General features: G+C 69.5%; 18 protein-coding genes, 1 tRNA gene and 1 pseudogene. 9 read left to right on the top strand and 11 right to left on the bottom strand.

Annotated features, from left to right (window positions below; all coding sequences use genetic code 11):
• Nucleotides 1-79: 79 nt before the first annotated feature.
• The 5 genes and pseudogenes from Q5H91_RS16580 to yajC all read right to left on the bottom strand — a co-directional run.
• Nucleotides 80-211, bottom strand: a pseudogene (locus tag Q5H91_RS16580) (PEPxxWA-CTERM sorting domain-containing protein); the annotation flags it as partial.
• 1,031 nt (nucleotides 212-1,242) lie between these two features.
• The gene (locus Q5H91_RS08395; RefSeq protein WP_305172940.1) at nucleotides 1,243-1,617 is read right to left on the bottom strand and encodes an Mth938-like domain-containing protein; all 375 of its coding nucleotides are present in this window, start codon (nucleotides 1,615-1,617) and stop codon (nucleotides 1,243-1,245) included.
• Nucleotides 1,618-1,626: 9 nt separating this feature from the next.
• Nucleotides 1,627-2,613 (bottom strand): protein translocase subunit SecF, encoded by a 987-nt coding sequence (secF, locus tag Q5H91_RS08390; protein ID WP_305172939.1) that lies wholly within the window; start codon nucleotides 2,611-2,613, stop codon nucleotides 1,627-1,629.
• A 13-nt stretch (nucleotides 2,614-2,626) separates the two neighbouring features.
• Complete coding sequence (gene secD / locus Q5H91_RS08385) at nucleotides 2,627-4,228, bottom strand: protein translocase subunit SecD (RefSeq protein ID WP_305172938.1); 1,602 nt, start codon at nucleotides 4,226-4,228, stop codon at nucleotides 2,627-2,629.
• Complete coding sequence (gene yajC, locus Q5H91_RS08380) at nucleotides 4,228-4,566, bottom strand: preprotein translocase subunit YajC (protein WP_305172937.1); 339 nt, start codon at nucleotides 4,564-4,566, stop codon at nucleotides 4,228-4,230. The genes secD and yajC overlap by 1 nt, the downstream gene beginning before the upstream one ends.
• Nucleotides 4,567-4,754: 188 nt before the next feature.
• On the opposite strand from yajC, the gene Q5H91_RS08375 reads away from it, so the two are divergent.
• Nucleotides 4,755-4,831: transfer RNA gene (locus Q5H91_RS08375), tRNA-Pro, on the top strand.
• Between the two features lie 295 nt (nucleotides 4,832-5,126).
• Here the strand turns inward: Q5H91_RS08375 and queA are convergent.
• From queA to Q5H91_RS08355, 4 genes are all read right to left on the bottom strand, one after another.
• Nucleotides 5,127-6,152: a tRNA preQ1(34) S-adenosylmethionine ribosyltransferase-isomerase QueA gene (gene queA, locus Q5H91_RS08370; RefSeq protein WP_305172936.1), complete on the bottom strand. Its 1,026-nt coding sequence runs from the start codon at nucleotides 6,150-6,152 to the stop codon at nucleotides 5,127-5,129.
• Nucleotides 6,149-6,868, bottom strand: coding sequence for a peptidylprolyl isomerase (locus Q5H91_RS08365; protein WP_305172935.1), 720 nt, complete (start codon nucleotides 6,866-6,868; stop codon nucleotides 6,149-6,151). Before Q5H91_RS08365 ends, queA begins: the two co-directional genes overlap by 4 nt.
• A gap of 107 nt (nucleotides 6,869-6,975) precedes the next feature.
• Nucleotides 6,976-8,949 carry a S9 family peptidase gene (locus tag Q5H91_RS08360; protein WP_305172934.1) on the bottom strand — a complete coding sequence of 658 codons (1,974 nt, stop codon included), beginning with the start codon at nucleotides 8,947-8,949 and terminating at the stop codon, nucleotides 6,976-6,978.
• Nucleotides 8,950-9,018: 69 nt separating this feature from the next.
• Entirely contained in the window at nucleotides 9,019-10,146 is a 1,128-nt protein-coding gene (locus Q5H91_RS08355) for a zinc-dependent alcohol dehydrogenase family protein (protein ID WP_305172933.1), read from the bottom strand.
• 42 nt (nucleotides 10,147-10,188) lie between these two features.
• Here Q5H91_RS08355 and Q5H91_RS08350 point away from each other — a divergent pair, with 42 nt between their 5' ends.
• Nucleotides 10,189-10,614: an acyl-CoA thioesterase gene (locus Q5H91_RS08350; RefSeq protein ID WP_305172932.1), complete on the top strand. Its 426-nt coding sequence runs from the start codon at nucleotides 10,189-10,191 to the stop codon at nucleotides 10,612-10,614.
• Nucleotides 10,615-10,752: 138 nt separating this feature from the next.
• Here Q5H91_RS08350 and Q5H91_RS08345 read toward each other — a convergent pair whose 3' ends face one another.
• Complete coding sequence (locus Q5H91_RS08345) at nucleotides 10,753-11,508, bottom strand: Crp/Fnr family transcriptional regulator (protein ID WP_305172931.1); 756 nt, start codon at nucleotides 11,506-11,508, stop codon at nucleotides 10,753-10,755.
• Between the two features lie 135 nt (nucleotides 11,509-11,643).
• Here Q5H91_RS08345 and Q5H91_RS08340 point away from each other — a divergent pair, with 135 nt between their 5' ends.
• A complete protein-coding gene (locus Q5H91_RS08340; RefSeq protein ID WP_305172930.1) occupies nucleotides 11,644-14,757 on the top strand; it encodes a helicase-related protein in 3,114 nt (1,037 codons plus the stop codon).
• A 429-nt stretch (nucleotides 14,758-15,186) separates the two neighbouring features.
• Here the strand turns inward: Q5H91_RS08340 and pyk are convergent, their stop codons facing one another.
• The gene (gene pyk / locus Q5H91_RS08335; protein ID WP_305172929.1) at nucleotides 15,187-16,650 is read right to left on the bottom strand and encodes a pyruvate kinase; all 1,464 of its coding nucleotides are present in this window, start codon (nucleotides 16,648-16,650) and stop codon (nucleotides 15,187-15,189) included.
• A gap of 73 nt (nucleotides 16,651-16,723) precedes the next feature.
• Here pyk and Q5H91_RS08330 point away from each other — a divergent pair, with 73 nt between their 5' ends.
• Genes Q5H91_RS08330 through Q5H91_RS08305 form a run of 6 tightly spaced genes read left to right on the top strand, consistent with a single transcriptional unit; the run spans nucleotide 16,724 to nucleotide 20,746 of the window.
• Nucleotides 16,724-17,014: a DUF1244 domain-containing protein gene (locus tag Q5H91_RS08330; protein ID WP_305172928.1), complete on the top strand. Its 291-nt coding sequence runs from the start codon at nucleotides 16,724-16,726 to the stop codon at nucleotides 17,012-17,014.
• 57 nt (nucleotides 17,015-17,071) lie between these two features.
• Nucleotides 17,072-18,397: a metal-dependent hydrolase family protein gene (locus tag Q5H91_RS08325; protein ID WP_305172927.1), complete on the top strand. Its 1,326-nt coding sequence runs from the start codon at nucleotides 17,072-17,074 to the stop codon at nucleotides 18,395-18,397.
• A complete protein-coding gene (locus tag Q5H91_RS08320) occupies nucleotides 18,394-18,966 on the top strand; it encodes a sigma-70 family RNA polymerase sigma factor (RefSeq protein WP_370655246.1) in 573 nt (190 codons plus the stop codon). Before Q5H91_RS08325 ends, Q5H91_RS08320 begins: the two co-directional genes overlap by 4 nt.
• Nucleotides 18,956-19,660, top strand: a complete 705-nt coding sequence (locus Q5H91_RS08315) for an anti-sigma factor (RefSeq protein ID WP_305172926.1) — start codon at nucleotides 18,956-18,958, stop codon at nucleotides 19,658-19,660. The genes Q5H91_RS08320 and Q5H91_RS08315 overlap by 11 nt, the downstream gene beginning before the upstream one ends.
• 31 nt (nucleotides 19,661-19,691) lie before the next feature.
• Nucleotides 19,692-20,255, top strand: coding sequence for a Uma2 family endonuclease (locus Q5H91_RS08310; protein WP_305172925.1), 564 nt, complete (start codon nucleotides 19,692-19,694; stop codon nucleotides 20,253-20,255).
• Complete coding sequence (locus Q5H91_RS08305; protein ID WP_305172924.1) at nucleotides 20,255-20,746, top strand: DUF3429 domain-containing protein; 492 nt, start codon at nucleotides 20,255-20,257, stop codon at nucleotides 20,744-20,746. The genes Q5H91_RS08310 and Q5H91_RS08305 overlap by 1 nt, the downstream gene beginning before the upstream one ends.
• The last annotated feature ends 182 nt before the right edge of the window (nucleotides 20,747-20,928 follow it).

The raw sequence follows: 20,928 nt of genomic DNA, 5'->3' as shown, positions 1-20,928 counted from the left end.
CGGGTGGTTGCATGGCGGAACATATAGCAGGCCGCCGCGCGTGTAGGACATCGCGCGGTCCGTCAAACGCACCGCGTTATCAGATGCGACAGGCCGCTGGTCCGACCGTCGTCCGCAGCGTCGCACGACGCCGGCGCAACATTCCGCCGATCAGGCCGAAGCCGGCGATCATCAACATCCACGACTTTGGCTCAGGCACGGCGGCGATACTGGGCACCAGCTTCTCGATCAGGTTCGCCCGGACCGATTCCGGCAGAGTGGGGTCGAGCATGGTGGTGAAGGTGTGCGTGGCGTCCGCGAACCCGCCGCGGTTGACCGGCAACTGGAGCGCGGCGACGGTCAGGATCTGCTGGCCCGGCTGAAGCGTGATGGTTCCCGCATTGGGCAGACCGTTCGAGCAGCCGCTGGTCGTGATCGTGCTGGACGACTCGCCGCCGCGCAGATTGCCCGCTGGTGTGTTGCCCCCCAGCGATGCGATCGCCAGCACGCCCGCCGTGCGGCAGCGGGCCAGGAACAGCTTGCCGAACAGCTCCTCGGCCGTGTTCAGCCCGCTGAGGATCGACGGATCCCAGATGCCGACATAGCTGGTGAAGGCAGCTCCGCCCGGCAGCCACGAGCCCGGGGCATATTCGGTGTCGCCATCGGCGCGGGTGCGGATATAGTCGGGCTGGCTGACGCTGCTGTCGACGATGTGAAGGGTGGCGGACAGGGCGAACTGCGTCGCCTCCGTTCCGGTCCAGGTGAAGGTCTGGAAGCCGAACGCGTTGATATTCATTCGGTCGTCGGCACCCGCCCTCGTCTCCGCACGGATCTGGGGGAGCGACAGCGCGCCGAGGCTGACGCTGCTGCGTGCATACGCATCATTGTCGGTGCCGGGACGGTCAATGTCGAGATTGGCGGAGGTGAAGTTGCCGATGCCACCGGCATAGACGTCCTGCAGTATGGCCTGGCGAGGATCGACGTCGGACCCTTCGCAGCTATCCGTGGCGGCTATCCCGGCGCAACTGCGATAGGTCGATCGCTGCGCCGAGCCGGACGGCCCGGTCTGGGCCTGTGCGCCGGCGATGCTGCCGAAGAGAGCCATGGTGGTGGCGAGCGTAATGCCGGCGCGTTTCATCGTTGACCCCTGTCGTTCCCTGTCGGAGCACGATTAAAGGGTCGGAGACAAGTCGCCTTCACGCAAACGGGTGATGCGGGACAAGAGCGGCGCCATCCGCCGGCATGTGTCCCGTGTCGGGACGGTCAGGCGTCGAGCGGGTAGAGCGCCGCTGCCACCTGCCGCCCCTCGTCGCGCAGTACGCCCCAGGCGCGGGCGGCGGCGCGGCTGTCCATCGCCTCCAGGCCGATGCCGCGCGCGTCGAGGGCACGAACCAGCGATTGGGGAGGCCGGACGAGGGTGGCGCCGGTGCCGATCAGGATGAACTCCGGTGTGGGGGTCAGCGCCGGCTCCAGCGCCTCGACGGTCAGGGCGGTGACCGGGGGCGGGGTCCAGTCGAGCGCCTGGCTGATCGTCAGCAGCAACGCGGGCGCAACCGTGACGTCGTCCAGGCGAAAGGCGTTGCCCGCGAAACCGCGGATCAGCGGGCCGTCGACCGGCTGGCCACGCTGCATCCGCATGGACCGGCCTCAGCTCTCGCGCGGCGCGATGCGCTCGGCATCGGAGCGGCGGGTCTTGTCGGTCGTGCCCGGCTTCTCGCGGTTCGGCTCGGCGCGCAGGCCGAGCGCGATGAGGAGCGAGGAGGAGACGTAGATCGACGAGTAGGTGCCGACGATGATGCCCAGGATCATCGCCGCGGTGAAGCCGCGCAGCACATGGCCGCCGAGCAGCAGCAGCGCGCCGAGCGCCAGCAGGATCGTGACCGAGGTCATGACCGTGCGCGGCAGCGTCTCATTGACCGACAGGTTGATGATGTCGCGCATCTCCATCTTGCGATAGCGGCGCATATTCTCGCGGATGCGGTCGTCGATGACGATCTTGTCGTTGATCGAATAGCCGATGATGGTCAGCACCGCGGCGACGGTGTTCAGATCGAACTCGAACGTGTCGCGCATCAACGCGAAAAAGCCGATCGTCATCAGCAGGTCGTGGACGATGGCGACGATGGTCGAGATGCCGAACTGCCACTCGAACCGGAAGATTGCGAACAGCCCAATGCCGATCACCGCGAGCACGACGGCGAGGACGCCGTTCTGGATCAGCTCGCCCGACACCTTGCTGCCGACGGTTGCGTAGCGGCTGAAGGTGGCGCCGGGGAACTCCGCCGCGATCGCGGTCTGCACCTTGCGCACGACGGCGTTGGTCGCGCCCTCGTCGGCGCTTTCCTGAACCGGCAGGCGGATGGTGACGGTGCGCCCGTCGCTCGACTGCTGGAGTGCGGCCTGCCCGACACCCTGCGTATCGACGACCTCGCGGACGCGGTCGAGCGAGGGCGGGCGGTCGAACTTTTCCTCGATCGACAGGCCGCCGGTGAAGTCGACGCCCAGGTTCAGCCCGCGCGCGAACACCAGTCCGACTGCGATCAGCGACAGCGCAAGGGTCAGCCCGAAGGCCCAGCCGCGCAGGCGGACGAAGTCGATATTCGTGTTATCGGGGACGAGTTTCAGGAGTTTCATGACAGGTCCCCGATCATATGTTGATCGTCTTGGGCTTGTTGCGGCGGATCCACAGCGCGACCAGCATCCGGGTGAAGGTGACGGCGGTGAACACCGAGGTGGCGATGCCGATCAGCAGCACGACCGCGAAGCCCTTCACCGGGCCAGAGCCCAGCACCAGCATGATGAGGCCCGAGATCGCGTGGGTCACGTTCGCCTCGAAAATCGTCCGGCTGGCTTCCTTGTACCCCAGCTCGACCGCCTGGACGACGCTGCGCCCGCGCCGCCGCTCCTCGCGGATACGCTCGTTGATGAGGACGTTGGCGTCGACCGCGGTGCCGATCGTCAGCACGAAACCGGCGATGCCGGGCAGTGTCAGCGTGCCGTTGAGAAGCGCGAGGACGCCCAGGATGACGAACACGTTGATGACGACGGCGAGGTTCGCATAGACGCCGAACCGGCCATAGGTGACCAGCATGAACGCCACCACCAGCGCCACCGCGATCGCGGAAGCCATGATGCCGGCACGGATCGAATCGGCGCCGAGTTCGGGGCCGACGGTCGATTCCTCTACCACCTTCAGCGCGACGGGCAACTTGCCCGAGCGGAGCGCGATCGCCAGCTGGTTGGCCGATTCGACGGTGAAGTTGCCCGAGATCTGCGCGCGGCCGCCCAGGATCGGCTCGTTGATGTTGGGTGCCGAGATTACCTGATTGTCGAGGATGATCGCGAAGGGCTTGCCGGTATTATCCTGCGTCACCCGCGCGAAGCGGCGGCCACCCGCCCCGTCGAAGGTGATCGCCACCTGCGGCTGGTTGTTCTGCGGATCGAAGGTCTGCTGCGCGTCGATCAGCTGGTCGCCCGAGATGATCGCGGAGCGCTTCACCGCGATCACCGGCTGGCCCAGCGGATTGCCCGGATAGGGCAGGACCTGGCTGCCCGGAGGCGCCTGGCGCTGCGCGAGCTGCTGCGGCGTCGCGGTCTCGTCGACCAGCTTGAACTCCAGGCGCGCGGTCTTGCCGAGCAGGTCCTTCAGCGCCTGCGGGTTCTGGAGGCCGGGGACCTGCACGACGATGCGGTCGCTGCCCTGGCGGATGATCGTCGGCTCTCGCGTGCCCAGCTCGTCGATGCGGCGGCGCACGACCTCAGTCGCGTCGCCCATCGCGGTGTCGATCGCCTGGGCAAGGCCGGCCTGGGTCGGCTTCAGCACGAAGCGGCTGGAATCGACGACGTTGATGTCCCAGACGCGCTGCCCACTCATCCCGGCGCCGCCGCCGGTGATGGTCAGCAGCCGCTCGCGCGCGGCATCGACCTGCGACGGATCGCGCAGCATGAACGACAGCTGCCCGTCACGGGTTGAGATATCGCCGATCGCGATCTTGGGCGTGCCGCGACGCATCTCGGTCGCGACCTGGTCACGCATCGTCTCCAGCCGCGTGGCGGCGAGATCGGCGGTGTCCGCCTCCAGCATCAGATAGCTGCCGCCGGCGAGGTCGAGGCCCAGGTTGATCCGCGGCACGCGGAACCCGGCGCCGGCGGTCACCCGCTCGGGCAGGAAACTGGGGATCGCGAGTGCGACCAGCACCGTCAACGCGGCGATGATCGACCACACTTTCCAGCGTGGAAAGTCGAGCATCAGTCGTTCGCCGGCTTCGTGTTGGGGCTGACCACCTCGGCCAGGGTCGCCTTGACGACGCGGACGCGCACGGTCGGCGCGATCTCCACCTCGACATGGGCGTCCTCGACCCGGGTCACCTTGCCGACGAGGCCGCCGGCGGTGACGACGGTGTCGTTCTTCTTCACCGCGGCGACCGATTCCTGCAGCGCCTTCATCCGGCGCTGCTGCGGACGGATCATCAGGAAATAGAAAACGACGAAGACGAGGAGGAGCGGCGCGAGGCCGAGGAACGAGCCGAGGCCCCCTGCTTCGGCGGCGCCGCCCGCGGCCTGGGCGTATGCTGGTGAAATGAACATCGGTCCCGTTTATGGCTGGGGCGCGGGGACAGCCACCGCGCACGAAGCGCGCCCGCTACCACCGGACAGGCGGCATGGCAACGGAATGTGCCGGACCGCCGCAATGGCCGGAACAACCGCCTTGCATCGATCGGGCCCGGCGCGTAGAGGCCCCCGCTCGGGTGGTCGCAAGCGCGGCTGCCCTCGGTCGGGGCGTAGCGCAGCCTGGTAGCGCATCACACTGGGGGTGTGGGGGTCGCAGGTTCGAATCCTGTCGCCCCGACCATTTCACCAAGACAATCTACGGGGTCCAGCGGGGTCGGTGGTGGCATCGGCAGGATTTCCTGCTCGCCGTCGAACCTATATCCGATGCACGCGCCATCAATGTAGTGGTTATGAGCGGCTCGTACTGGTTAGCGGACGAGCAGATGGAGCACTTGTAGCCGCTCTTTTCCGTGGCCACGGCAAGCTCCATCCAGTCGGGCGACGTGCCAAAAGGGCCGTCGCTTCACGACGCCATCTCTTCCACGGTCACTCGCGCTGCCGCCATTGTTCCCCGACGCTGCCGCAGAGTCCTGAACCTAGGGAAGCAGGAGCGAGGCGTCGCCGTATGAGTAGAAGCGGTACTCGCTCTCGATCGCATGGGCATAGGCTGCCTGCATCCGCTCCACCCCCATCAGCGCCGATACCAGCATGAACAATGTCGATCGCGGCAGGTGGAAGTTGGTGAGGAGCCCGTCGATCGCGCGGAAGCGGTAGCCGGGGGTAATGAAGATCGCGGTGTCGCCCTCGAACGGGGCGATTCGGCGATCCTCGGCGGTCGCACTCTCGAGCAGGCGGAGCGAGGTGGTGCCGACCGCGATCACCCGACCGCCGCGGGCGCGGACGGCGTTCAGTCGATCGGCGGTGGCGGCGTCGATCCGGCCCCATTCGGCGTGCATGCGGTGATCGACGGTGTCGTCGGCCTTCACCGGCAGGAAGGTGCCCGCGCCGACATGGAGCGTCAGCGTCTCGTGCGCGATCCCCGCCGCCGCCAGCGCTGCCATCAGCGCAGGCGTGAAGTGCAGCGCCGCCGTCGGCGCGGCGACGGCGCCGGGCTCGTTCGCGAACATCGTCTGGTAATCGTCGGCGTCGCGCGCCTCGATACCGCGCTTCTGGGCGATATAGGGGGGCAGGGGCATGCGGCCGGCACGCTCCAGCAGCAGCTCGACCGGCTCGTCGCCGGCGAAGTCGAGGGCCCAGCTGCCATCCTCGCCGCGCGCGGTGCTGGTGGCGAGCACGCCTGCGCCGAAATCGATCGTGTCGCCGTCGCGCAGCCGCTTGGCGCCGCGCACGAACGCGCGCCAGCGGCGCGGCCCTTCCCGCTTGTGCAGGGTGGCGCCGATCCGCGCCTCCCCACGGCGTCCCTCCAGCTGGGCGGGGATGACGCGGGTGTCGTTGAAGACCAGGCAGTCGCCGGCGCGCAGGCAGGCGGGCAGGTCGCGCACCGCGCGGTCGTGCATGCCGACGCCATCCAGCACCAGCATCCGCGCGGCGTCACGCGGCGCGGCAGGGTGAAGGGCGATCCGCTCCGGCGGCAGCGCGAAGTCGAACAGGTCGACCCTCAACGGCGCGGCGCAGCCTTCTTGGCCGGCGCCGGTACCGCCCGCTTGGGCGCCGCGGTGCCGGCGGGCTTGCCTGTTCCCGGCAGCGTCACCGGCGCGCCGAGATCGACCGGCGGTGGCGGCGGGGCGGGGGTATAGGCGGGCGGATTGTCGGCGGCGATATAGGCGTGGACGATCTTCGACGGGTTCACCGGCGGCTCGCCGCGCTCGATCGCGTCGACATATTGCATGCCGTCGATTACCCGGCCGAACACGGTATATTTCTTGTCGAGCGCCAGGCGCGGCTGGAAGACAATGAAGAACTGGCTGTTGGCGCTGTTCTTGTCATCGGCGCGCGCGGCCGACACGGCGCCGCGGACATGGGGCAGCCAGTTGAACTCGGCAGGCACGTTGGGCAGCTGCGAACCGCCGGTGCCGTCGCCCTTGGGGTCGCCGCCCTGGGCCATGAAGCCGTCGATCACGCGGTGGAAATTCAGCCCGTCGTAGAAATGCTCGCGGGTCAGCGTCTTCACCCGCTCGACCATCTTGGGCGCGACGTCAGGGCGCAGCCAGATCGTCACCCGGCCGCCGGTCGACAGGTCGAGCAGCAGCAGATTTTCCTTGTCCGTCATCGCCGGCGGCGTCGGATCGGCGGCGAGCGCCGGCGTCGCCTTCTGCGCGGCGAGCGGGGCGGCGGTGAGGCAGGCGGACAGGGCAATCAGGGCGGCAGTAACGCGCATGGAGTTCCACTCTCGGGGGGATGCGCGGCGCTGTAGAGCAAATCCCGGCTTGCGCCAAACTGAACGTTCCGCCGCCTGGGCACAGTGGCCGAGGCGGCGGGCGCCCGTTATTTCGCGGCCAGTCCCGGCACGTTGGCCGCGCCCTCGCGCACCTCCGCGGTCGAGCCCTGCAGCGCGGTGCCGATCGGCTCTGCGCGGCCACCCAGGCAGGGCGCGAGGAAGTTCTCGGCCACCGCATTGAACGCGATGTTGTTGACCGGGCGGGCGAAACCGTGGCCCTCGTCCGGGAAGACGATGTAGGTGACGGGGATATTCTTCGCCTTCATCGCGGTGACGATCTGGTCGCTCTCGGCGACGTTGACGCGCGGATCGTTGGCACCCTGACCGATCAGCAGCGGGCGCTTGATCCGGTCGGCGAACGACAGCGGGCTGCGCTCCTTCAGCAGCGCCTGACCCTCGGTCGTGGTGGGGTCGCCCATCCGCTTGTAGAATTGCTGCTTTCCCGCCTCCCAATAAGGCGGGATCGTCTTCAGAAGCGTCATCAGGTTCGACGGGCCGACAATGTCGACCCCGCAGGCGAAGGTGTCCGGGGTGAAGGCGAGGCCCGCCAGCGTCGCGTAGCCGCCATAGGAGCCACCCATGATCGCGACCTTGTCCCTGGCCGTCACGCCCTGCTTCACCGCCCAGTCGACCGCGTCGAGCAGGTCGTCGTGCATCTTGCGGCCCCATTGCAGGTCGCCCGCCGAGGTGAAGCCCTTCCCGAACCCGGTCGAGCCGCGATAATTGACGCTCAGCACCGCATAGCCGCGGTTCGCCAGCCACTGGTGGTAGCTGTTATAGCCATAGCCGTCGCGCGCCCAGGGGCCGCCATGGACGAACAGTACCATCGGCACCGGCCCGGTCGCGCCCGCCGGCTTGGTCAGGTAGCTGACCAGGGTCAGCCCGTCGCGCGCCTTGATCTCGACCGGCTGCATCGGCACCAGCGGCGCGCCCGCCAGCTCGGGCCGGCTGACATAGAGCTGCTTCAGCGATTTGGCTTTGCGGTCATAGACCCAGGTCGAGGCGGGGGCGGTGACGGGATCGAACGACACGATCCATTTGTCGTCGGCGTCGGTGCGCGATCCGACGACGAACTGGCCCTTGTTCTGGCTCTTCAGGAAGGCGAGGTCGGCCTTCACCGCGTCGCCGACAGGTACATATTCGTTCTTCAGGTAATTGACCGCATAGGCCTCGACCTGGCCCGTTCGCGGGTTGAACAGGCCGCCGCCGACATCGGCCTTGTCGCTCTGGCCGATGACGCGCATCTGCCCGGTGCCGACGTCCTGCGCCATCAGCGCCGCGGTGTCGCGGCCGCGCGAGTCCATCCAGTAGAGCGTCTTGCCGTCGACGGTGAAGCCGAGCGGCGAGGTGGTGAGCGAATCGTCCAGCCCGAACTGGACGACCGGCTTCGCCTCCACGGTCGTGCCCGTCATCCGGTAGTAATCGGTGCCGCCGTCGGGCCGCGCCTTGGCTGCCAGGCGCAGCTTCAGCTGATCGTCGGCGACGAACCCGGCATAGCCGTCATTCTCCATCACCTTGGTCAGCGCGCCTGTGCCGAGGTTCAGCTCGTACACGTCGTGCCAGCGCGGATCGCGGTTGTTGACGCCGACGAGGATCCGGTCCTTCATCGTCTCGCTGGTGCCGACGATCTCGACCCGGGTCTTCTCGAACGGGGTCAGCGCCTTCTGCGTCGCGGTGGCGATGTCGACGCCGTAGAGCAGGAAATTCTCGTCGCCGCCCTTGTCGTTGATGAACAGGATCGACCGGGAATCGGGTGCCCAGAACGCCTGGCGGATCGGCCGCGTCTTCTCGGCGGTCAGCGGCTTGGCCTGATCGGGCGTCGCGGCGGGCGCGACCCAGACGTTCAGCACGCCGTCGCGGGGCGCGATGAAGCTGATCCAGCGGCCGTCGGGCGACAGCTGGCCACCGGTGCGGGTCGGGTTGCCGAACAGCTTGGCCCGCTCGATCAGCGGCACGGTTTCGGCGGCCATCAGCGGTTGCGCCAGCAGCGCGGCGGCAAGGACGATCGGCAGACGCAGCATCGGTGTTCCACTCCCCCCAGTGTGTGTTGCTCGAACATTACACGTCCCTCATGACCGATCAAGGACGGCCTATATAGTGACCAGCTGACGCACCGCATCGCCCCGCGCCAGCCGGTCGAACCCGGTGTTGATCTCGGCCAGGGGCAGGGTGCCGGTGACCAGCCGGTCGACCGGCAGCCGCCCGGCACGATAGAGCGCGACATAGCGGGCGACGTCGCGCACCGGCACGCAGCCGCCGATATAGCTGCCCTTCAGCGTGCGTTCCTCCGCCACCAGCTGGACGATGTTCATCGGCAGGGTGGCGGTGGGGGCGGGCAGGCCGGCGGTGACCGTAGTGCCGCCGCGCCGGGTGATCGCCACCGCCGATTCCAGCGCGCGCGCCGATCCCGCCATCTCGAACGCCGCATCGACCCCGCCACCGGTCAGCGTACGCACCCGCGCGACCGCGTCAGCGTCGCGCGCATCGATCGTGTCGGTGGCGCCGAGCGTCGCGGCGAGCGCCAGCTTGTCCGCCGACAGGTCGATCGCGATCACCCGCGACGCGCCCGCCGCCACCGCGCCGAGCAGCGACGACAGCCCGACCCCGCCCAACCCGATCACCGCCACCGTCTGGCCGGCGCGCACCGCCCCGGTATTCAGCACCGCGCCCACCCCGGTCAGCACCGCGCAGCCGAACAGCGCCGCCTCCGCCAGTGGCAGTTCGCGGTCGACGCGGACCAGCGATCGGCGCGACAGCACCGCGTGGCTGGCAAAGGCGGAGCAGCCGAGATGGTGGTGGACGACCTGCCCGTCCGCGTCGGTCAGCCGGCTGCCGCCGGTCAGCAGCTCGCCGCGCCCGTTGGCAACGGCACCGGGCTCGCACAGCGCCGGCCGCCCCTCGGCACAGGGCAGGCAGTGGCCGCAGCTGGGCATGAAGACGGTGACGACATGGTCGCCGACCGCCAGGTCATCGACACCCGGACCAAGCGCCTCGACCACCCCGGCGGCCTCGTGGCCCAGCGCCATCGGCAGCGGCCGGGGGCGGTTGCCGTCGATGACCGACAGGTCGGAATGGCAGAGCCCCGCCGCGGCGATGCGGACCAGCACCTCGCCCGGACCGGGTGGCGCCAGCTCCAGCGTCTCGATGCCGAGCGGGCGGCTGTCGGCATAGGGCGTGGGCGCGCCCATGGTGCGCAGTACCGCGGCGGTGATCCTCATCTACCCTCTCCTCCTGCGGCGTCGCCGGTCTATAAGGCGGTCATGCCAGACCGCGCGACCCGAGACGCCTATCGCCGCTTCGTTGCCATCCCGACCCGGTGGATGGACAATGATATCTACGGCCACCTCAACAACGTCGTGCATTATTCGCTATTCGATACTGCGGTGAACCGGACGCTGATCGAGGCGGGGCTGCTCGACATCGATGGGGGAGCGATCATCGGGCTGGTGGTCGAATCGGGATGCCGGTACCACGCATCGCTTGCCTTTCCCGATGTCGTCCAGGCGGGCCTGCGCGTGGGAAAGCTGGGGCGCAGCAGCGTCCGCTACGAGATCGGCCTGTTCCGCGGCGACGAGCCGCTGGCGGCGGCGGAGGGGCATTTCGTCCACGTCCATGTCGACCGCGGGAGCCGGCGGCCGGTGGAACTGCCGGCGGACTGGCGGGCGTTTTTCGAGGGGCTGGTGTAAGTCCTTCAGATCCTCCCCTCTAAGGGGAGGGGGACCGCCGCGAAGCGGTGGTGGGGGGGTGTCCCCGCCATCGATAGGGTGACACCCCTCCGTCAGGCCTGCGGCCTGCCACCTCCCCTGCTAGGGGAGGAATGTTACCTAAGCACACGCCGGCAGCCAGTCCGTCGCGATCTCGGCGTGGCGGTCGACGAAGCCGGTGAAGGCGACCAGACCTGCCTCGTCCAGCACGCGGATGCGGCGACCGCTGCGGCTTATCATGCCGCGCATCTCCATCTCGCGCATCGTGCGGTTCACATGCACCTTGGTCAGGCCCAGTGCGTCGCCCAGATCGGTCTGGGTCAGCGGCAGGTCGAAACTGTCGACCACGCCGCCCGCCGTGACCCGCAGGCGGGCGAGGATGTCGAGCAGCAGCGTCGCCAGCCGCTGGATCGCGTTCATTCGCCCGATCGAGGTCAGGCGGTCGCTGAGCGCGACATTCTCCGCCGCCGCGACCGCGTAGAGCAGCCCTGCCAGCCGGCCATGTTCGGCAAGCAGCCGGCCCAGCTTCGCCTTGGGTACCTCGGTCACGATGCCGTCGCTGACCGCGGTGAGCGAGGCCGAGGCGCGCGACCACGCGATCGACGAGGTGCCGATCAGGTCGCCGGGATAATGGAAGCGCAGGATCTGACGCCCGCCGATCACCGGCCGGGTCGAGGAGTGGAACCAGCCCTGCTGTACCACGAACAGGGCGTCGATCGGCCCGCCCGCCTCGACCAGCACCTCGCCCGCGATCAGCCGCCGCCGCTCGCCCTGCATCTCCTCCAGTGCGTCGGCCTCCGCCGCGGTCAGGGGCAGATAGTGCGACAGGCGCATCGACAGCGCACTCTGGGTGCCGGCCGGGGACGAGAACATCATGGCATCACGGCATGCCATGCGCCGATCAGATCGGCAACGGTCGTAAAGGGGTGCGATCGCCATCTTTTCAACCGGATCGCGAAGGAACGCGCGCCGCCCGACGGGGGTTGAGACCCGGCCTTTTCAGGAGCCGCCGTGTCGCACCCCATTTCCGTCCCCACCGCCATTGTCGCAGCAGCCCTGGCGGAGGCGGATGGGGACGTCGTTTTCGTCGCCGCCGACGCGCAGCGGGCGGCGCTGGTGGCGGAGGCGGTCTGCGGTCTGATCCCCGATGCGGTGGTCGCGAACCTCCCCTCCGGCGACGCGCTGCCGGGCGATGCCGCGCCGGCCTCGCCCGCCAATGTCGGGCAGCGGGTGGCGGCGCTGCGGCGGGTGCGGGCGGCGCTGAACGCCCGGAACCGGGCGCGGGTCGTGCTGGTGACGACGGCCGAGGCATCGGCGGTGCGCTATCCCGTGCCCGACGCCTTCGATGCCGCGCCACCGGCGATCGACGTCGGCGCGGCGCTGGACGCGGAGGCGTTCGCGGCCATTGCCGCCGAACTCGGCTATCAGGTCGACGACCGTGTCGACGAGCCGGGCGAGATCGCGATACGCGGACAGGTGATCGACATCTTCCCGGTCGATCACGAGACGCCGGTGCGGATCGAGGTGGAGGACGGCCGCGCGATCGCGATTCGCCGCTACGATCCCGTTACGCAGCGCACCACCGACACGCTTGATCGCGTCGAACTCGGCCGCGCTGTCGAACCGGCGGTCGAGAAGGGCGTGCCGATCCTCGCGCACCTGCCCGATGCCGCGGTGGCGATCGATCCCGAGGTTGCGGCGCGGCGCGACCGGTTCCTCGCCATCGCCGGTGAGCGTGGCGCACGTAGGCGCAAGCCGGCCGGACTGGTCACTGCCGATGATTGGGACAAGGCGCTGGCCGATCGCAAGCGGATCGATCCGGGCGAAGTCGGCGATCCGCCGCCGCGCTTTGTCGAGCGGCGGGCGCCGCTGCGCGCCTTCGCACGGTTCGTCGCCGGGCGGCAGGACGCGGTGCTGGTGATCGCCGGCAGTGCGCGTGACCTGCGGTTCCTTGCGCCGCGACTCGGCAAGGCGGGCAAGATCGACCTGACCCCGGCCGCCGACTGGTCGGCGGTGCGGGCCGCCGAGCCCGGATCGGCCCTGCTGCTGACCGCCGCGATCGATCGCGGTTTCGCGCGCGGCGACGTGATCGTGATCGCCGCCGCGGACCTGCTCGGCGGTCGCGCCGGACATGATGCTGGCAACGCCACCGCGGCGGGCGCAATGTTCGGCGGCGTCGGCGACCTCGCGCTCGGCGACGTGGTGGTGCACGAGGACTTCGGCATCGGCATGGTCGAGGGGGTCGAGCCGGTCGAGGACGGCGGCGATGCGCTGGTGCTCGGCTATGCAAAGGGTGCGCGGCGGCTGGTGCCGGTGGCGGAGGCCGACCGCGTCTGGCGCTACGGCGCCGACGGTGACGGGGTGGCGCTCGATTCGCTCGATGGCGCCAGCTGGCAGAAGCGGCGCGGTGCGATCGACCAGGCGGTGGCGGAAAGCGCACGGACGCTCGCCACACTCGCTGCGGAGCGCGAGGCGCGGACCGCCGACCCGATCGTGCCTGATGCCGCCGGTTACGAGCGGTTCGCGGGCGGATTCGCCTTCACCGAAACCGCCGATCAGGCCCGCGCCATCGCCGCGGTGCGCGGCGACCTGGCGTCGGGTCGGCCGATGGACCGGCTGGTCGTCGGCGATGTCGGCTATGGCAAGACCGAGGTGGCGCTGCGTGCCGCGGCGCTGGTCGCGCTGGCGGGGCGGCAGGTGGTGATCGCTGCGCCGACGACGGTGCTCGTCCGCCAGCACCTCGATACGTTTCGCCGCCGCTTCGAAGGGACGGGGATCGAGGTCGCCGGCCTGTCGCGCCTGTCCTCGGCGGCCGAGCGCAAGCGGGTGATCGCCGGGCTGAAGGACGGGTCGGTCGGCGTGGTCGTCGGTACCGGCGCGGTCGCGGGCAAGGGCGTCGGCTATCGCGACCTGGCGCTGGTCGTGATCGACGAGGAACAGCGCTTCGGCGCGGCCGACAAGGCGAAGCTGGCCGGGCTGGGCGCCGGCCATGTCCTGACGCTGAGCGCCACGCCGATCCCGCGTACGCTGCAATCGGCGCTGGTCGGACTGCAGGACATCTCGATCATCGCCACCCCGCCCGCGCGGCGCCAGCCGATCCGCACCGCGGTGCAGCCCTGGGACGATGCCGCGGTGCGCGCCGCGCTGGTCCGCGAGCAGGGCAATGGCGGGCAGAGCTTCGTCGTCGTGCCGCGGATCGAGGACATGGCGCCCCTTGCCGACAAGCTCGGCCGGCTGGTGCCGGAGCTGACGCTGGTGCAGGCGCACGGCAAGATGCCGGCCGCCGAGATCGACGAGGCGATGGTCGCCTTCGCCGGGGGCGAGGGCGACGTGCTGCTGGCGACCAACATCATCGAGGCGGGGCTGGACGTGCCGCGCGCCAACACGATGATCGTCCACCATGCCGACCGGTTCGGTCTGGCCCAGCTCCATCAGCTGCGCGGGCGGGTGGGACGCAGCGGCCGGCGCGGGCAGGTGATGCTCACCACCGTCGCCGATGCGGAAATCGCGCCGGCGACGCTGAAGCGGCTGCGCACGCTGCAGGCATTCGACCGGCTGGGCGCCGGTTTCGCGATCAGCGCGCGCGACCTGGACCTGCGCGGCGCCGGCGACCTGATCGGCGAGGAGCAGGCCGGTCACATGAAGCTGATCGGCATCGACCTGTACCAGTATCTGCTGACCCAGGCGCTGCGCCAGGCGCGGGGCGAGACGGTCGACAGCTGGACCCCGGAACTGTCGCTGGGCGTCACCGGTCGCCTGCCGGAGGCGTGGATACCCGAACTGGAGGTGCGGCTGGCGCTCTATGGCCGGCTGGCGCGGCTACAGCGCGAGTCCGCGATCGACGCGTTCGAGGAGGAACTCGAGGACCGCTTCGGCGCCATCCCGGCAGAGGCGGCGGTGCTGCTCGATCTCGCCCGCGTGCGGCGGCTGGCATGGGGGGCGGGGATCGTGCGGATCGATGCCGGGCCGGCGGCGATCGCGTTCACGCCGCGCCACGCCGGGACGGCGGTGCCAGACGGACTGGTCGAGAAGAAGGGACGCTGGCTGCTCGCCGAGCGGATCGACGACGCCGGCGAGCGACTGACCCGCGTGGCCGCGCTGCTGGGCGAGTGGGGCGGGGACTGACGCCTCCGTGCGACCGATCGACATTGGGCATCGCAGGCTTTGGAAACGCCCCGCAGTCATTCCCCGCGAAGGCGGGAATCCAGACGCGCGGAGGCTGCTTGTAGAGTCGCGACGTCAGAGTTTCTGGATCCCCGCCTCCGCAGGGATGACGGAACATGGCCCGCCACGCTGAATGTCGATCGGCTCTGGCTCCTCCCCTGGCCGGGAAGGTGCCAGCCCGCAGGGCTGACGGAGGGGTGTCGCCGGTACATAAGGTCGCGTGCCGTTCGGTAGCGGTGACACCCCTCCACCACCGCTACGCGGCGGTCCCCCTCCCCTTGCAGGGGAGGAGTTCAGCGTGTGATCCGCCCGGATTTGAACCAAACACTGTGCCTCCTCGGCGGAGGCCGGGGAGGTGCTTCAGTGTCGGTGGACCACGCCCTGGATGCCTCAGCCCTCGCCGATATAGTTCTTAAGCTCGTCGCCGGTGATCCGCGTCACATGCAGCACGTTGGTCGATCCCGGCGTGCGGAAGGGGACGCCGGCCATCACGATCACCTGCTCGCCCGCCTTGGCGATGCCGTGGCGCAACGCCATCCGCTTCGACTTGGCGACCATCTCCTCGAACGATTCGACGTCGCGGGTATGGACCGCATGGGTGCCCCATAGCAGGCCGAGCCGCCGTGCCGTCTCCGCCTTGGGAGTCAGTACCAGGATCGGCACCGACGGCCGCTCGCGCGCGATGCGCCGCGCGGTCGAGCCGGACGAGGTGAAGCAGATGATCGCCGCCGCCGACACCGTCCGGGCGATCCCCTTCGCCGCCTCTGCCAGTGCGTCGGCGGTCGTGGGATCGGGCTTCATCACGGTGAAATGGACGCGGTCGCCATGGGCCGGATCGCTCTCGACCGACTTGCCGATGGCGTTCATCATCGCCACCGATTCGACCGGCCAGTCGCCCGCCGCGCTCTCGGCCGACAGCATGATCGCGTCGGCGCCATCGTAGATCGCGGTCGCCACGTCCGACACCTCGGCGCGGGTCGGCGAAGGCGACTTTATCATCGATTCGAGCATCTGGGTGGCGACCACCACCGGGCGGCCCATCCGCCGCGACACCTCGACGATCCGCTTCTGGAGCGGCGGCACCTGCTCGGGCGGCATCTCGACACCCAGGTCGCCGCGCGCGACCATCACGCCGTCGCACTGCTCGACGATCTCCTCCAGCCGCTCGATCGCGGCCGGCTTCTCGATCTTGGCAAGGAGCGCGGCCTGCCCCTTGATGAGGCCGCGTGCCTCCATCAGATCCTCGGGCCGCTGGACGAACGACAGCGCGATCCAGTCGACCCCCTGCTCGACCGCGAAGGCCAGGTCGGACCGATCCTTCTCGGTCAGCGCCGCCATCGGCACGACCACGTCAGGGACGTTCAGCCCCTTGTTGTTCGACAGCATGCCGCCGACCTCGACCGTCGCGACGATCCGGTCGAGATCGTGGTCGGTGACGCGCAGCACCAGCTTGCCGTCGTCCAGCAGCAGGCGGGCGCCCGGCTCGATCGCGGCGAAGATCTCGCGGTGGGGCAGCTCGACGCGGGTCGCGTCGCCCGGCGTCGGGTCGCGATCGAGGATGAAGGTCGAACCGGTCACCAGCTCGACCTTGCCATCGGCGAATTTCCCGACGCGCAGCTTGGGACCCTGAAGATCCGCGAGGATCGTCGTCGGGCGGCGGAACCGCGTCTCCATCGCGCGGATCGCCTGGATCACCGCGACCTTAGACTGCTGGTCGCCATGGCTCATGTTGATCCGGAACGCGTCGGCGCCGGCCTGGAACAAGGTCGCGATCATCTCGGGCGAGTTGCTGGCGGGGCCGAGCGTCGCGAGGACGCGCACCTTGCGCGATCGGGGGGCGAAAGCCTGGGTCATCGATTGTGCTTCCCTGGGGTGCGAGCGGCCGTCCTACCCACTATCTGCCGTCGATCAACCTCGGAGAATACGAATGGATGAGCTGGACCGCCTGGACGACGCCGCAGCAGCGGCCGCTTTTCGCCGGCTGGTGCGCCACTTGCGGCATCGGACTGACGCGCAGAATGTCGACCTGATGGGGCTGGCCGGTTTCTGTCGCAACTGCCTGTCCGACTGGGTCGGCGAGGCGGGCGGTCTGGACCGCGAGACGGCGCGCACCGCGATCTACGGCATGCCTTATGCCGAGTGGAAGGCGCTCCATCAGGCAGAGGCAACCCCCGAACAGCTGGCGCGAATGGCCGAGAGCGTGAAGCGCAACGCGTGAGCCATTGACCGGACGGCGCGGGCGGGCAAGGTTCTGCCGGACAGGGGAGGAACCGCGATGAAGACGATGTCGGGCACGCTGGCTGCGATGATGATGGCGGGGACCGCCATCGCCCAGCCGGCTCCCACTGCGCCGCCCGCTTCGATCACCTACATCCACGCCGGCACATTGCTCGATCGTCCCGGAGAGCGGCCGCGCGGCCACAGTACGGTGGTGGTGCAGGGCGGCAAGGTCGTCGAGATCCGCGACGGCTTCGTGCCGCCGCCCGCCGGCGCGAAGCTGATCGACCTGCGCGACCGCTTCGTGCTGCCCGGGCTGGTCGACATGCATGTCCACCTGCTCGGCATCGGTGGCGATCCGGCGCGGGCGCGGATGACGGCGCTGAATACCGAGGCCGCCGACGACCTGCTCTACGGCGCCGGCAATGCGCGCGCCACGCTGATGGCCGGCTTCACCACGGTTCGCGATCTGGGCGGCGACGCGCGCGGCATCCGCGCCCTGCGCGACGCGATCGCGCGCGGCGATGTCGAGGGGCCGACGATCGTCAATGCCGGCATGCCGATCTCGGTTACCGGCGGGCATGGCGACCCGCTGAACGGGCTGGCCGAGCCGTTCGCCCATGCGGTTGCGGGCACGGTCGAGAATACCTGCGACGGCGCCGACGATTGCCGCCGTGCGACGCGGCGTCAGATCGGGTTGGGCGCGGAGGTGGTGAAGATCACCGCGACCGGCGGCGTGCTGTCGAACGTCGCCGGCGGCCTGGGCCGCGCCTTCACGCCCGAGGAGATGCGCGCGATCGTCGAGACGGCGCACGGCCTGGGCCGCAAGGTCGCCGCGCACAGCCACGCCGCCGACGGGACCAAGGCGGCGTTGCAGGCGGGCGTCGATTCGATCGAGCATGGCAGCTTCCTCGACGACGAGGCGATCGCCCTGCTGAAGAAGACCGGGGCCTATCTGGTCCCGACCGAGCTGGCACCGGTCGCGGCACTTGCGCAGGCGCGCGCCGGCGTTCTGCCGCCGGCGACCATCCCCAAGGCGGAAGCCGCGGCGGCGGCGATGGTCGACAGCCATCGCCGGGCGCTGAAGGCGGGCGTGAAGTTCGCCTTCGGCACCGATTCAGGCGTGTCCAGGCACGGCATCAACGCGCAGGAGTTCGCGCTGCTGGTCGACAAGATCGGCATGACCCCCATGCAGGCGATCCGCACCGCAACGGTCGCCGCGGCCGATCTGCTGGGTGAATCCGACCGGATCGGCACGCTGGCGCCCGGCCGGGCGGCGGACCTGATCGCGGTCACCGGATCGCCGCTCGACGATGTCCGCCGGCTGGAGCGGGTGGACTTCGTCATGCACGACGGCGTCGTCGCCAAACGGCTGGAGGAATGATGCGCCGGACCTCGACCGACGATGCCCGCGCGCATCTGGCCGCCACGCTGGTCGCGACCGGCAGCGAGGACCGCGTCGCGTTTCACGAACTCTATCGCCTGACCTCAGCGAAGCTATTCGGGATCGTGCTGCGTATCTGCGGCGATCGATCGGCGGCGGAGGATGTGTTGCACGACGTGTATCTCGTCATCTGGAAGCGGGCAGGGGGCTGGGAACCCGGCCGTGCGAGCCCGATCAGCTGGCTGGCGACGATCGCGCGCAACAAGGCGATCGACTGGCGCCGCGCGCACGGCGTCCGCCGCACCGCCCGGCTGGAAGAGGCACCCGACCTGCCCGACCCCGAGCCCGACGCCGAGGCGCTGCTGGTCGAGGCGGGCGAGCGCCACAGCCTGCACGACTGCCTGCGCGAGCTGGAGGACCGCCAGCGCGAGGCGATCCGCACCGCCTTCTTCGACGGGGTGACCTATGCCGAGATCGCCGAGCGGCGACATGTGCCGCTGGGCACGGCGAAGAGCTGGATCCGGCGCGGGCTGGCGCGATTGAAGGAGTGTCTCGACCGTGGCGATTGACGAGGACACGGACATGGCCGCCGCCGAGCTGGCGCTGGGCCTGATCGAGGGTGAGGAGCGTGCCGCTGCGCTGCGCCGCGTACTCGCCGACCCCGGCTTCGCGGCCGAGGTCGAGCGCTGGCGCCAGTGGCTGGCACAGCTGTTCGACCTTTGGCCCGAGGTGGAGCCGCCGGCCGAGCTGATCGACCGGATCGACGCCAGCCTGGGCGGGGTGGCGATGCCGCGTGTGCGCCGCTTCCCCTGGCCGCTACTGGCGATCGCGAGCAGCGCGCTGGCGGCGTGCCTGCTGGTCATCGTAGCGCTGCGCCCCGGCGGCGGGCCACCCCCGGGATCGCCCCCGATCGAGGCACCTGCGCCCGAGGCGGCGCAGCCGACGCTGGTCGCGGCGATCGGTGGCGAGGGAGCGGCGGTCGCGGCGTCGTTCGATCCCGGCGACGGCAGTCTGCGCGTTACCGCTGCACCCAAGGTGCCGGCCGGTCGCGCCGCGCAGCTCTGGGTGATCGGCGGCGACGGCGTGCCGCATGCGCTCGGTCTGCTGGCACGCGACGCGACGCTGCTCGCCCTGCCGCAGGCGGACCGCGTGAGGATCGCTGCGGGCGCGACGCTCGCCATCTCGGTCGAGCCGCCCGGCGGCTCCCCGACCGGCAAGCCGACCGGCCCCGTTATCGCCACCGGCGCGCTGGCGGCGGTGTGACGGTGGCGGGTTTTGCTGTTAGTGCGACGGCATGAACCGTCCCGCTGCGATCTCGGCGACTCCGCTGGACTCGTCGTTCCGCGCCCGCTTCTCTACCGCCGAGTTCGTCCGGATGGGGGAGGCGGGTGCGTTTGCCGATATGAAGGTGGAACTGGTCCATGGAGAGCTGGAGCGGATGAATCCGCCGCACAATCGGCACGCGGCCCGGCAGGCCAAGATCGTCATCCGCCTGGCGAGGATCGTTCCAGAAGACCTGATCCGGGGTGAGGTCGGGCTCGATCTGGGAGACGACACCGTATTGAGCTGCGACGTCGCCGTGTTGCGTGCGCCGATCGTCGAGCAGCGCTTGCTCGAACCGGTGGAATTGGCTCTGGCGATCGAAGTGGCGGAGACGACCAGCCAGCGCGATCTGGGCATCAAGCGGCTCGCCTACGCCCGTGCAGGCATCTCGCACTACTGGGTGATCGATGGGGAGCGTGCCACGGTGCACATCTTCTCCGACCCCGTAGCGGGCGAATATACCGGCAATGCCAGTGCGCGCTTCGGCGAGCCGATCCCCGTTCCGGGCACCGACGCCACGATCGTGATCGACTGATGGCACGCGTCGGTGGAGTCGCGAAGGCGCTGGGGTTTGCGGGCCTGCTGCCGCAGATCGCGGCGGTGCTGCTGATGGTTCTGGGATCGCGGTCCGCTGGGGACATGGGGGGCATCCTCGCGCTTGCCGGTTACTGGCTGGCGATGATCTATGGCGCGTTGATCCTCAGCTTTCTGGGCGGGATCTGGTGGGGTTTCGCGATGCGCCGCACGGAAGGGCAGGGGCGTCTGGTCACTGTGGCCGTCGTGCCGTCGCTGGTCGCGTTCGCGATGCTGATCGCCGCCTCATGGACGCTGCCGCACCTGCCTCAGGCGTGGCCGGCGATGGTCCTTGGCAGCGCGATCCTGCTGACCCTGGTGGTCGACCGTCACCTCGTCTCGACGAGCGAGGTGCCGGCCGGATGGATGGCGCTGCGCGTTCCACTGTCGTCGGGGCTGGGCGGGCTGACCATCGTCGCCGGCATTCTGATAAGACTGAACGTGAGCGGCTAGAGCATTACCGCATCAGGTTGAACCACCGTCATCGCCCTGCGGGCGACCGCTGCGCGGCGGGGCGCTTTCGACGTCGTGCTGCGTAGTTCGTCGGTCACGATGCTGCGGCATCGCTCCCTCCTCACGCCTTGCACGATGTCGAAATCACCTCCGTGCCGATGATCCCACCTGATACGGTAATG

It is taken from the genome of Sphingomonas aurea (assembly GCF_030678875.1).
GTDB classification, from domain to species: domain Bacteria; phylum Pseudomonadota; class Alphaproteobacteria; order Sphingomonadales; family Sphingomonadaceae; genus Sphingomonas; species Sphingomonas aurea.
This window is presented reverse-complemented; position numbering and strand designations above follow the sequence as displayed.

What these genes read in the sequence shown, in the direction of transcription:
- Q5H91_RS08305 (WP_305172924.1), top strand. Translation starts at nt 20,255, where the DNA reads ATGGCACGCGTCGGTGGAGTCGCGAAGGCGCTGGGGTTTGCGGGCCTG.
- Q5H91_RS08365 (WP_305172935.1), bottom strand. Translation starts at nt 6,868, where the DNA reads ATGCGCGTTACTGCCGCCCTGATTGCCCTGTCCGCCTGCCTCACCGCC.
- secD (WP_305172938.1), bottom strand. Translation starts at nt 4,228, where the DNA reads ATGCTCGACTTTCCACGCTGGAAAGTGTGGTCGATCATCGCCGCGTTG.
- Q5H91_RS08325 (WP_305172927.1), top strand. Translation starts at nt 17,072, where the DNA reads ATGAAGACGATGTCGGGCACGCTGGCTGCGATGATGATGGCGGGGACC.
- secF (WP_305172939.1), bottom strand. Translation starts at nt 2,613, where the DNA reads ATGAAACTCCTGAAACTCGTCCCCGATAACACGAATATCGACTTCGTC.
- Q5H91_RS08395 (WP_305172940.1), bottom strand. Translation starts at nt 1,617, where the DNA reads ATGCGGATGCAGCGTGGCCAGCCGGTCGACGGCCCGCTGATCCGCGGT.
- Q5H91_RS08320 (WP_370655246.1), top strand. Translation starts at nt 18,394, where the DNA reads ATGATGCGCCGGACCTCGACCGACGATGCCCGCGCGCATCTGGCCGCC.
- Q5H91_RS08345 (WP_305172931.1), bottom strand. Translation starts at nt 11,508, where the DNA reads ATGATGTTCTCGTCCCCGGCCGGCACCCAGAGTGCGCTGTCGATGCGC.
- Q5H91_RS08350 (WP_305172932.1), top strand. Translation starts at nt 10,189, where the DNA reads ATGCCAGACCGCGCGACCCGAGACGCCTATCGCCGCTTCGTTGCCATC.
- Q5H91_RS08310 (WP_305172925.1), top strand. Translation starts at nt 19,692, where the DNA reads ATGAACCGTCCCGCTGCGATCTCGGCGACTCCGCTGGACTCGTCGTTC.
- pyk (WP_305172929.1), bottom strand. Translation starts at nt 16,650, where the DNA reads ATGACCCAGGCTTTCGCCCCCCGATCGCGCAAGGTGCGCGTCCTCGCG.
- Q5H91_RS08330 (WP_305172928.1), top strand. Translation starts at nt 16,724, where the DNA reads ATGGATGAGCTGGACCGCCTGGACGACGCCGCAGCAGCGGCCGCTTTT.
- yajC (WP_305172937.1), bottom strand. Translation starts at nt 4,566, where the DNA reads ATGTTCATTTCACCAGCATACGCCCAGGCCGCGGGCGGCGCCGCCGAA.
- Q5H91_RS08360 (WP_305172934.1), bottom strand. Translation starts at nt 8,949, where the DNA reads ATGCTGCGTCTGCCGATCGTCCTTGCCGCCGCGCTGCTGGCGCAACCG.
- Q5H91_RS08355 (WP_305172933.1), bottom strand. Translation starts at nt 10,146, where the DNA reads ATGAGGATCACCGCCGCGGTACTGCGCACCATGGGCGCGCCCACGCCC.